This window comes from Candidatus Protofrankia californiensis (assembly GCF_900634765.1).
GTDB classification, from domain to species: Bacteria; Actinomycetota; Actinomycetes; order Frankiales; family Frankiaceae; genus Protofrankia; species Protofrankia californiensis.
In genome coordinates this window covers 26,579-37,586 of sequence record NZ_CAAAFT010000223.1, presented here as the reverse complement: position 1 = coordinate 37,586, position 11,008 = coordinate 26,579, and the positions used below count along the sequence as shown (strand labels likewise).

9 protein-coding genes are annotated in these 11,008 nt (G+C 66.5%); all 9 read right to left on the bottom strand.

Annotation, left to right across the window (positions count from 1 at the left end; all coding sequences use genetic code 11):
* A partial coding sequence (locus tag DD1DGNOD_RS12245; protein WP_131766512.1) for an MlaD family protein occupies positions 1–719 on the bottom strand: 719 nt, incomplete at its 3' end.
* Positions 719–2,005 (bottom strand): MlaD family protein, encoded by a 1,287-nt coding sequence (locus DD1DGNOD_RS12240; protein WP_131766511.1) that lies wholly within the window; start codon positions 2,003–2,005, stop codon positions 719–721. The genes DD1DGNOD_RS12240 and DD1DGNOD_RS12245, both read right to left, overlap by 1 nt.
* Positions 2,002–3,468 (bottom strand): MlaD family protein, encoded by a 1,467-nt coding sequence (locus tag DD1DGNOD_RS12235; protein ID WP_131766510.1) that lies wholly within the window; start codon positions 3,466–3,468, stop codon positions 2,002–2,004. Before DD1DGNOD_RS12235 ends, DD1DGNOD_RS12240 begins: the two co-directional genes overlap by 4 nt.
* A complete protein-coding gene (locus tag DD1DGNOD_RS12230) occupies positions 3,465–4,754 on the bottom strand; it encodes an MlaD family protein (RefSeq protein WP_131770158.1) in 1,290 nt (429 codons plus the stop codon). The genes DD1DGNOD_RS12235 and DD1DGNOD_RS12230 overlap by 4 nt, the downstream gene beginning before the upstream one ends.
* A 2-nt stretch (positions 4,755–4,756) precedes the next feature.
* Complete coding sequence (locus tag DD1DGNOD_RS12225) at positions 4,757–6,166, bottom strand: MlaD family protein (protein WP_206443123.1); 1,410 nt, start codon at positions 6,164–6,166, stop codon at positions 4,757–4,759.
* On the bottom strand, positions 6,163–7,383 hold the full coding sequence (locus tag DD1DGNOD_RS12220) for an MlaD family protein (protein WP_131766508.1): 1,221 nt from the start codon (positions 7,381–7,383) through the stop codon (positions 6,163–6,165). The genes DD1DGNOD_RS12225 and DD1DGNOD_RS12220 overlap by 4 nt, the downstream gene beginning before the upstream one ends.
* Positions 7,384–7,385: 2 nt before the next feature.
* Positions 7,386–8,156 carry an ABC transporter ATP-binding protein gene (locus DD1DGNOD_RS12215; RefSeq protein WP_206443122.1) on the bottom strand — a complete coding sequence of 257 codons (771 nt, stop codon included), beginning with the start codon at positions 8,154–8,156 and terminating at the stop codon, positions 7,386–7,388.
* A gap of 164 nt (positions 8,157–8,320) precedes the next feature.
* Complete coding sequence (locus tag DD1DGNOD_RS12210; protein WP_131766506.1) at positions 8,321–9,178, bottom strand: ABC transporter permease; 858 nt, start codon at positions 9,176–9,178, stop codon at positions 8,321–8,323.
* Between the two features lie 14 nt (positions 9,179–9,192).
* Entirely contained in the window at positions 9,193–9,984 is a 792-nt protein-coding gene (locus tag DD1DGNOD_RS12205; RefSeq protein ID WP_241255670.1) for an MlaE family ABC transporter permease, read from the bottom strand.
* Positions 9,985–11,008: the final 1,024 nt, after the last annotated feature.

The window sequence follows — 11,008 nt, the reverse complement described above, 5'->3', positions numbered from 1 at the left end:
CCCGCGGTCGCCTCGGTCAGCCGGTTCGCGTTCCCCACCAGGGCGGCGATCTGCCTCTGGCCGGTGTCGAGGGCCTGCAGCACCGTGGACGTCTGCTGTGCCAACGCCTTGAGATCGTCGGACTGGGCCGCGATGGCGTCCAGGGCGGTGTGCCCCTCCCGGCCGAGGTTTCCCAACCCGGCCAGGGCCGCGGACACGTCCTGCTGGGTACCTTCGGTCCCCTCTCCCAACGACCGGAGCAGGCTGCCCAGTTCCTCGCGGGTGTCCGTGTCCAGGCTGGCCAGCACGTCGCGCAACTGCACGCTCGGTTTCACCCCGTCACCGGGGATGGTGGCGCCGGAGGACAGCTCGTTACCGTGGCCGTCGGTGATGTCCAGGTAGCTCTCCCCGACGAGGGAACGCTCTCCCAGCCGCACCGTCACCCCTTGGTGGAGCGGGGCAACCTTCTCGTTCAACGCGAACTCGACCCGCATCCCGTCGGCCTGCCGGGTGACCGTGCGCACCTGGCCGACATGCACGCCCGCGATCTGGACACGGCTCGCCGTCACCAGGTTGTCGACATCCTCCAGCACCGCGACAGCAGTGTACTCGCCACTGTTGATCACCGGTATCCGCACACCGGCACCGGTGGACAGGTAGAGCACGATCGCGAAGCTCCCGCCGAGGAACACCAGGACGGTCACCAGCCGGCCCAGTGACCCGGTCAGCATGCGTCTCATCAGTTGCCTCTCTGGGACGCGGGGGGCAGACCGTTCTCCGCTCCCGGGAAATAGCCGTTCGGTGGCTGCTTCGGCAACACTCCGGCACCGGGGAGAGGCACGATCAGGTGCCCGCGGATGATGCCGCCCTGCGCGTCGCCCGCGCCGAACACCGACGAGGTGTTGTACACGAACGCCTTGATGTCGGTGAGGTAGGACATCACCGTCTGCGTGTCGCGGTCGAGGTTACGGGTGACCGGCCTGAAGTTCACCAGGGAGTCGTCGATGTCGTTCACCATCGGGCGCAGGTCGGCGACCACCGGCCGGGCTTTGCTGATCACAGGCTTCGCCGCGTCGACCGTCGCGCCGAGCTTGCTGACGGTGCTTTCCAGCCGTTCCAGCGTCTGCGGCAGGTCGCCGGAGGCGCGGTCGAGGTTGTCCAGCGTCGGGTTGAGCTGCTTGGTCAGCTCCTGGGTGCTGGTCAGCGTGTCCCGCAGCTGGTCGGTCAGCCCGGGAAGCTGCGCGAGACTGTCCCGCAGCGCGCCGTCGTTGCTCGCCAGCGTGCTGAGCGTCTGCTGGGTCGCCGTCGCGAGCTGGGCGACCCGCTCATCGTTTCCGCCGACCGCCGTGGAGATCTGCGACAGCGCGGTGACGAGCTGGCTGATCTTCTCCCGGCGTGTCTGCAGCGCCTCGACCACCGGCTGCAGCTGGGTCAGGGTGCCGTCCGTCGCCGCCAGCCCGCCGGGCAGCTGCTCGGAGGAGCGTGCCAACGCGATGTCGGACTCGACGAGCATGTCGGTCAGGGCCAACTGCGCGCGTTCGTCGAGATGGTTGAGCACCTCGTCGGCCTGGACCGGCCGGGTGGTCTGGCTCAGCGGGATGATGCCTTTCGCCGGCAACGGGTTGCCCGGCGGCCCACCGGGGTTGATCTCCACCGACATCTCGTTGAGCGCGTTCTTCGGGCGCAGCACCGCGCGGGCGTTGTCGTAGACGGTGTGATCAGGCTCGACCTGCATGGTGAGAACGGCCGTCCCGCGCTTGGTCACCTCCCAGCCTTCGATCTTCCCGACCCGCACGCCCGCGATCGTGACCAGGTTCGAACTCTCCGGGTTCACCCCGGGCACCGATGCGAACTCGGCTTTCACGATCGACTTTTTGGCCCACGGGGGCGTCGGCGTGAGGTTGGACTGGATGACGACAGCCGCCACGATGCCCAACACGACGAGCACGGTCAGCGCAATGACGTCACGGCCGAGGCCCGGTACCGTCCGGACTCGCTCCCAACGACGGCTCAGTGACATGCTCATCGAGAACTCCCCGACACCAGCGGAAGGTTCAGCGCAGGCAGCAGCGGGCCGAGCCCGCCTGCCTTGGTTCCCGCCGCGGGCGGCGGGATCAGACCGGGAGCGCCCTGGCGGGTCCCCTCCTGCGGACCTACGGGCTGTTGCAGACCGAGGGATTCCAGGTACTCCTCCAATGGCATCAGCGTCGCGGACCCGCCGGGGGTGTTCACACCGACACCGGCCATGAGCCGCCCCGCCGCGCCGTTGCTGTCGTGGAACTTCCAGACCTCGTCGAAGTGGGAGAGCAGGTAGCCGGTCTCCTGGTAGAACAGGTGGTCGTTGCCGCCGCCCTGGTACATGCCGGTGCCGTGCCACGGCGACAGCACCATGTCCTTGATCGGGCCGTTGAGCCGGTCAAGCACGGGGCCGCGCACGTCGGTCAGTACTCCGGTGGCGTTCTGCGCGGTGGGCACGAGCCGGTCCACCAGCGGACGGGCGTCCTGCAGGAGGATCCGTAGATCGCTCACCACCGGCAGCGTGCGCTCCAGCACCGGGTCGAGCTGGGCCAGCAACGGATCGAGCTGACGCGCCGCCGGCCGGAACGCCTGGGCGGTGGTGGTGAGTCGCTGCAGGGTGCCGTCAAGGTCGGCAAGGCCCGCCCTGGTGGTGCGCAGCGTCTCCGGTCCGGTCGCCACCGCCTGGGCGAGCGGACGACGCTCGTCGGCAAGCGCCGCCGAGGTCGTGGTCAGCGAGTCGATGATCGACGCCAGTTGGCCCTCCTTACTGGTGAGTGCCGACGCCGTCTGCTGGAGGCCGGTCACAAGCCCGGTCAGGTCGGTCTCGGGTCGGGTGCCGCGTGCGGCGTCCAACACCACACCGGCGGGACCCAGGCTCCCCGGCGCGTCGTTCAGGAGTTCCCGAAGTTCCTGCCGCCCACCGTGCTGCAGTGTGGCGTCCAGTTGCCCGACGGTGTTCTGCATCGCCTTCTGCGCGTCGGGGGTCAAGGCCGTGAGGACGTGGTCGAGTTCGACCGGGGTGGTCGTGCGTTCGAGCGGAATCGGGTGGTCGGCGTCGAAAGCGCTGCCCGCACCACCGTGTGAGAGTTCGACGTAGTACAAACCGCCAACCAGCAATGTCGGCCGCACGGCTGCCGAAGGCTGCTCCCCGAGCTTCCCCAGGATCCCGTCGTCTATCTTCATCGACACGACGGAGGTGTGGCGCTCGGTGGTGTCCACACCGGTGACCTCACCGACCTTCACGCCGGCGACTTTGACAACGCTCCTGTAGGGCTCAAGCTTGTAAGCCCTCGCGAACTCAGCCTTGATCGTGTCGCCGGAGCTGAGCGTGACCGTGATGCGGTTACGGTTGAACGCCGCGACGCCGACCAGGATCAGCGTGAGCAGCACCAACACACCGAGGGTCCTGCTCGATGTCAGCTTTCCACGGCGGGCAATGCCTGCCAGCCGCCGGTGTCGCAGAACGGTCATCGGGTGCCCCCTACCAGTGGGATGCCTGGCGGCAGTCCCTGCGCGCGATCCCTCGACGCCTCACCGGGCCGGGGATACTGGTTCTGGTAGTAGTTCCCGGAGGGCAGCAGGCCGTTGGTGACGGTGGTCAAGCCGGGGTTGACACTGAGCCGGGCGTAGCGAATGCCCGGAACAGGCCCCTCGGACACGAAGCTGTGGCCGCGAACAAAGAACTGTCCGATCTCGGGCGCATAGGGTGCCAGGATCCGCAACGGGGTGAGGAGGTCACCGATCGCCTGCCGCACCGGCGGCGCCAGCGGCCTGGCGTCCGCGACAGTGTGGGTGAGGTCCTCGACCGCGGGGATCGCCTGTTCGGCCACGCCCGGCACCTTCCCCGCGACCGGGACACCGTCCACAAGGAGGCCGCGGACGTCGGATTCGGACTGGGCGAGCGCGGTTGCTCCGGGCTCCAGTGACTCCATGGCCGACGCGGTGTCGGCCAGCGGTCCGTTCAGCGAGTCCAGCGCGTGCTTGGCCGTGTCCAGTGTGGCTGGCAGCCGGTCGAGGGTGCCGGCGAGCGGCTTGCCCGCGTCCACCGATACCGCCCGCAACGTCTCGTCGGACTGACCGACCAGCGAGGCGATCTCCTGCTGCCTACCGTGGAGCCGGCCCGCCAGCCGGTCGACGTCCTGGAGCAGAGTGGGCAGATCTGTCTGGTCGGACGCGAGCGCCTGCGACACGGTGCCGATGTCGTCGAGGAGATCGGGCGCGGTCTTGAGCAGGTCCTGGAGATCGTTGCTGTGGCCCGCTGTCCCCCCGCCGAGCTCACGGATCGTCCGGGTAGCCGCGTCCCGGGTCGGCTGGTCCAGCACGTCGAGCAGCTGGTAGAGGTCCGCCGAGTTCACGTTGCGGGTTGCTTCGATGGGTCGGTCGCCGAGTTTGCCCGATCCCCTGGTGCCCGGATCCAGCTCGACGAACTTGGTGGCCAACGCCGACACATCCCACATTTCGGCATGCGCGTCCCGGTACACGTCGACGTTGCCGTCAAGCTCCATGGTCACGAGCGCGGTGCCGTTGGCGTACTCGATATGGCTGACCCGGCCGATGCGCTTGCTCATCTGGCGGACGTCGTCGTTGACGCGCAGCGAGTGGACGTCGCCGATCGACGCACGCACCGCCGTCGTCGGTGCGAACGGCAGTCCGGTCTGCGCCTTGAACGTCAGGTACAGGACCACCGCCAGGATGGCGAACACGATGACGCCTGCGCGGAAGGAACGCGACCTCGCGCGGATCTCCGGCGTTGTCATGGCTACAGCAACCCCCCAAGCAGTTGCTCGAGCATGGAGTTCTCCTGTCGCTCGGTCAGCCCGGTAGCGCTGCCGCCGGGTGCCGGAGCTGAGGAGGCGCCGCCTCGGGTGGAAGGCGACGCAGCGGGCTGCCCGCTTCCAGCGGGCGTTGTCGACGCGGCCGTCTTGCCGGGAAGCGGAAGCTCCGGCGGCGCGGGCAGCGGCAGGCTGGGGATCGGTGCGTCGGGCAGCCCGGGAACGATCCCGCCGACGACCTGCCCCAGTGGTTTCGGCGACAGCGGCACCATGGCCTTGAAGTAGTGACTGATGGCGTCGTAGTCGCTGGTGGCCATGGACCACCCCTTGAGGAACTCCATGAGGTTGGTCAGCCGCAGGCTCAACGCCTGCTCCGACAGGGTCTGGGCCGCGGCCGACACCCCCAGCAGGTCCGGGGTGGCCGGGCGCAGCACCTTCACCAAAGGTGCGGCCTCGTCCAGCAGCACGTTGGCGCGGTCGAGGACCGGCGGCAGAGACGCCAGGGCCGGATCAGCCGCGTCGGCGAAACGGTGCAGTTCACCGGTGATGTCGGTCAGGTCGTCGGTGATCGGACGCAACGACGCCAGGGTACGGGTGGCCGGATCGGCGACGCCGGACAGCTCCGCGAGGGTGGTGCGGGCGCTGGCCATGGTCCCGGGGAGGCGGACCAGGGAGTCCTGCAGGGCCTTGCGGTTGGCCGCCACGGTGGCGAGGGTGTCGGTGGCCGAACCGACCAGCCGGTCGAGACTCTGGCCGTCGTCGGTGGCGAGCGCGCTCGCCACCGGCTGGGCGTTGTCCACCAGCTTGGTCAGCAACGCGTTCTGCTCGTCGAGGATCGCGGCGAGGTCACGGGCCTGCGTCATCGCGGGTTCCAGCGCGGCGATCGCGCCGGCGGCCTGCTTGCCCTGCCCCTTCAGACCCTCACCGCTTGTGGTCAGCAGCGAGCCGAGGGCTGTCGCGGTCGGCGTGTCAACGGCGTTGAGCACGTCCTGCAGGTCCACGACACGGTTGGTCTGGGTCTGCGCGATGACCGCGGGCTCGGGCAGCACCGGCGCCGACGGCGATCCGCGTTCCAGCCGGATGAACCGCTCGCCGAGCAGGTCCTGGGTGGTGATGGTCGCGCGGACGTCGTTGTGCAGGGGCAGCACGCTGCGGTCCAAGGCCATCCGCACCTTCGCGCGGCCGCCTTCCAGCGCGATGGACTTGACCGTGCCGACCTCCACACCCGCCGACTTGACCACGTTGCCGGCGACGAGGGGACTGGCGTCGGCGAACACCGCGGTCACGACGACGTCGTCGTTGTCCGAGGCCATCGCGACACCGCCTGCCGTCGCGGCGACGACGAGCACCGCTGCGATGACGAGAATCCGCTTACGGCCAAAGCGGCTGGTGCTCATCGCATCCCGCTTCCGGTCGCATCAACCCACGACTGTCCGACCGGCTGGCCAGGGTACGGCTCGGGATCACGCCGCGACCCGGGTGGCTGCACGAGACTCTCGTCGATCATGTTGGTACCCGGCGCGAGCAGGCCCGCCCAGACGTGTCCCTCCCCGTCGTAGGGCGCGAAGGCCTGCCCCCAGTTATGCAACATCCCAATTCCTTCGGGCGTGTAGGGGCGGAGAAAGGAGACGGCGGGCTGGATGCTGCGCACGAACTGCGTAGCGGGCGGGACGACACCGTGGGCAACGTCGATCAACCCAGGCGTCTCCTGGAGCAGCGCCTGGGCCGACCCCAGCGTCGGACGCAGATCGGCGACAGCGGGACGCAGCTCCGTCAGCACCGGACTGAGATTCCTGGCGATCGACGGCAGCCTGCCGGTGGCGGGCTTGAGATCCTGCAGCAGGGCGATGGTCGGCTCCCCCGCCGCGGGAATCCGGTCAAGGGTGCCTTTCGCGGTCTGCAACGTCGACGGCAGTTCCTTGAGGCTGTCGGAGAGCTGCTGCTGCTGGCCGGCGACCGCGCCGGTGAGACTGGTCAGGTCACCGACCACCGCGGCAATGTCCCGGCGATGATCAGCGCCCACCGAGACCATCTGCTGGAGCTGGGTGACCAGCGAACGGATCGCCGGACCGTCGCGTCCGACCGCCTGCAGGACCTCACCCAGCGCCTGCACGCTCGATCCGGCGCTCTTGAGCGTCGCGGCGAGATCCGGTTCCCGACCATCCACCGTCTGGTTCAGTTCCTTCAGGAGCGAGGTGAGCTTGTCGCGGGTCGGCTGGTCGAGCGCGGCGAGCACCTGATCGACCTCGATCTGGAGGGACTGGCCCTTGACGAGGCCGTTCTTGGGGATCGTCGCGTTCTCCCCCGGTCCCGGATACAGCGTCAACATGCGTTCGCCGAGCGCGGAGTTCCACTCGACCCGTGAGGTCGTGCCGTCGTGCAGAGGCGCGTAGTCACCGGTGAGGGAGACGGTGACGAGGGCCTTGCCGTCCTTGACCTCCAGGGACTGCACCGAACCCGCCTTGGCACCGTTGACCCAGACCGGCGATCCGTCGGCGAGCTGGGCCGCCGAGGGCATCACTAATTTGACCTCGTAGCTGTCTGAATCCATCAGCACGTAAGCCCCGACCGCAGCGACCACCAGGGCCACGATTAATAATCTCCGTCGAAGCATGATCAGTCCATCCCCAGCGGTCCCGCGGATGAACCCGACAGAAACTGGCGCACGAACGGCATGTCGGAGTTGAATGCTTCCTCGGTCTCGCCGTAGTGGATCAGCTTGCCCTTCCAGAGCACTCCGACGTAGTCGCTCACCTTACGCGCGGTGCGGATGTCGTGTGTGACCAGAACGTAGGTGCCACCATGCTCGGCGTGCACCTTGAGGATCAGGTCGTTGAGCAGGCTGGTTCGTACCGGGTCCAGCCCGGAGTCCGGCTCGTCGAACATCACCACGCTGGGGTTCAGGACCAGCGCCCTGGCGAAACCCGCACGCTTCTTCATACCACCGGAAACCTCGCCCGGAGTCTTGCTGACAGCCCGCGTGAGACCAACCTCATCGAGCCTCGACATCACGATTTCGCGAATTTCCGACTCACGCTTGTCCGTATGCTTGCGGAGCGGAAAGGCGACGTTGTCGAAAATGTTCATCGATCCGAACAGCGCGCCGTCCTGGAATAGTACACCGAATCTCTTGCGGATCTCCTGTCGTTCATGTTCGGTGATATTCCAGATGTTCTGTCCGAACACAATGATCTCACCCTGATCGGGTTCGAGCAGGCCCACGATATGCTTCAGGAGAACGCTCTTGCCGGTACCCGACGGCCCGAGAACGGTGGTGATCGCGTCGTCAACGAAGTTGAGCGTGAGCCCCGTCAGCACGTCGAACGAGCCAAACGACTTGTGGACATCGCGGATCTGCACGGTCTGCCGCGGTTCCGGCGCAGCCACCGCGTACTGCCCGCCGGCGGTCGCTGCGCCTCCGACGGTCGACGACCGGCTCTCTGCGGCGTCGTCTACGAGCTCGTTACTTGCTGCCATGAGGCTTCCTTTCCGGGAGTGCGTAAGGGAGACCACGATAGGCGGGTATGGGGCATCCTCTGCATGGTGAACGCCTAGTTCCCGATGGGGGCACGGGTGAAGCCGCCGAAGAACAATTGCTGAAAGATCGCGCCCACGACACTAACGATGATCAAATTGATCACCATCGACTTCGCCGTGTTCTTGCCCACCCCGACCGGGCCGCCGCTCGCCGTGTATCCGTAATAGCAGCCGATCAGTACGATCATCGTTCCCATGATGCCGCCGGCAACGAGCGAGAACAGCACGTCCGTCTGGGTGAGGAACGTCCAGAAAACGGACAGATAGGCACCCTGGGTCACGCTGTGGAACACATGAACATTGAGCACGTAGTTGACGACGTACATGATTCCGGTACCGGCGATGAACATGAAAGGGGTGACGATGAGGACGGCGAGCAGGCGTGCGCTGACCAGGTAGGCCATCGAGTCGAGGCCCATCACTTCCAGCGCGTCGATCTCCTCGCTGATCCGCATCGAGCCGAGTTCGGCGACCAGGCCACAACCGACCTTGGCCGCCAGAATCCAGCCCCACATTTCCGGCGCCACGGTGTAGTCCGATACTGCGGTGAACACGGCCGTGTATCCGCCCGCGCCGAGCTGGCGCAGCAGATAGTGCCCCTCCAGCGAGATCTCCGCGGCAAGCATCGCCATCATGAACCAGATGATCCCCGAGCTGGACAGGATGATGATCCCGGTTTGCCGGAAAACCTCCGACGTGTAACGACGAGTATTCGGGATATAACGGAACGCGCGAACCGCGAAGACGACGGCCTCACCGAGGTCCGGAAGGAGCGACTGACCGCTGCCATACGCGTCCGTGGCTGAACCTCCACCGCCGACGGACACGGTTTTCGTCGCCGACGCGGACGTCTTGTCTGAGGTCACCGTCACAGCCGGACCTTCCTTCACCGGTTGACCAACATCTCAGGATTGAGACCGAGCATCACTGCGTTGGCCACGAAGTTGATGACCCACACAGCCGCGAAGCAGAGCACGACAGCCTCGTTGACGGCGCGACCGACACCTTCCGGGCCGCCTCGGACGTTGAGACCCTTCTGCGCGCACACAATACCGATGAAAAATCCGATCAGGATAGTTTTTACGACCGTGCCGACCAGTTCAGGCACCGTCACGTTCGACAGGAAGACCGAGAAGAAGGAGCCCGCGGAGGTCTCGCCGATCACGGTTGCGGAGATCATCGCCATGACCACGCCGACAGCGACACCCACAATATTGAAAGCGGCGGTCATCACGGTGATAGCGATGACCCGCGGAAGCACCAGAACACGCATGGAATCGATACCGAGGACCTTCAGCGCGTCGAGTTCCTCACGGATACGCCGCGCCCCCAGGTCGGCAGTCATGGCGGTGCCCATTACCCCGGCCACTGCCATACCCGTGCAGAACGGGGAGATCTCGCGAGCGCTGGCGAAGACGAAGAAGGTCCCCAGACGGTTCTGCGCACCGAGCAGCGTGAGGATGTTGTAAGCGTAGTTGCCGATCAGAAAACAGAATCCACCGACGGCGAGCGTGCAGGATAACCAACAGAAGCGCAACATCGCATACATCTCGTCGCGGGTCTCTCCCCAGTACCCGCGCGGTTGCCGCACCGCCGTGGACACCAGCTGCACGAGCAGTTGCCCGCTCTGGCCGACGTCGACGACCACCCGCTGAAGAAGCGGCGGGAGCTTGATCATAATACTCGAGGCAGTGGGACGAGAACGTGGACGGTGGCGGCTGGGCCTGGTCACAACCTGGTGCGTCATCTGTCTCCCTGCATCAGCTTGGCGGTGTACCACGTCCGCAGACCCGCCGCGCCGTCGTCGAAGGGGTTCCCATCGCTTTCGGCACTCACAGGAGTGAGGAACCTTACCATGTCAGATTCACCACATGGATTGGATCTTTGTTGGGTCATGAACCTATTCCAGTGGCGACCACAGCCGCGACATCCCCCGGGAGGAAATGACCTACCCGTTGGGGTGGGACGGTGGTGGCCAACCTTGCCGGGCAGGCAAGCTCGGCCCTGCGGCCCGGACGCGTCGTGCCGGCGGCTGTCCCGACGGCACGCCTTCCCGAGGTGCCAGGTGAACAGCATCGGGGCAGGCGACGACTTTCGTAAAGACGGCTCTCGTAACCTCGTAAGGTTGTCACGGCTGGCGGCTCTACCGGACGACGCCACGCTTCCACGTGCACGAACGGCCGGTCCACCTGCCTGTCGGAGTGACTCGCGCCAGCCGAGACGGGTGGCGCCCCCGGGAGAAGTCGCACTGCACGCCAAACAAGAGCCAACGCAAACACAATGTTCACTACGGAGCCAAAAGCGACCAGGCCGGTAAACGGAAACACGACGCACAAGCCGAGAAACGGCGCGGCACCCACCGCACGCCGACGCAGGTGAGCTGCTGCCACGCCGAAGCAGATCACCTGCGCGGCCTCGAGAACCCCGATGATGAGGGGGTACTCGAAGATGCGAAGCACATATGGTCCCCGGTGTTCATACGCGCCCCGTTGATGTCGATCATTTCGAAGGTGCACGAAGCCAGGAACTCCACTGCCCGTCCACGCGTAGAGAGCCCTCCGTGACATCCCGCGGTTGATCTGCTGGACGACGGACACCGCGACGGCACCGTAGCGGGTCACATAGCCGCCGTACACCCAGACCGGCTGGGGGATGTCGAGGGAGGTGACGGCGTCGCGCATGCCGGGGGACCGTGAGAGTGC

Bases quoted from the DNA above. Each gene is read 5' to 3' on its own strand.
- DD1DGNOD_RS12205 (WP_241255670.1), bottom strand. From the start codon at position 9,984: ATGATCAAGCTCCCGCCGCTTCTTCAGCGGGTGGTCGTCGACGTCGGC.
- DD1DGNOD_RS12225 (WP_206443123.1), bottom strand. From the start codon at position 6,166: ATGAGCACCAGCCGCTTTGGCCGTAAGCGGATTCTCGTCATCGCAGCG.
- DD1DGNOD_RS12220 (WP_131766508.1), bottom strand. From the start codon at position 7,383: ATGCTTCGACGGAGATTATTAATCGTGGCCCTGGTGGTCGCTGCGGTC.
- DD1DGNOD_RS12240 (WP_131766511.1), bottom strand. From the start codon at position 2,005: ATGAGCATGTCACTGAGCCGTCGTTGGGAGCGAGTCCGGACGGTACCG.
- DD1DGNOD_RS12235 (WP_131766510.1), bottom strand. From the start codon at position 3,468: ATGACCGTTCTGCGACACCGGCGGCTGGCAGGCATTGCCCGCCGTGGA.
- DD1DGNOD_RS12230 (WP_131770158.1), bottom strand. From the start codon at position 4,754: ATGACAACGCCGGAGATCCGCGCGAGGTCGCGTTCCTTCCGCGCAGGC.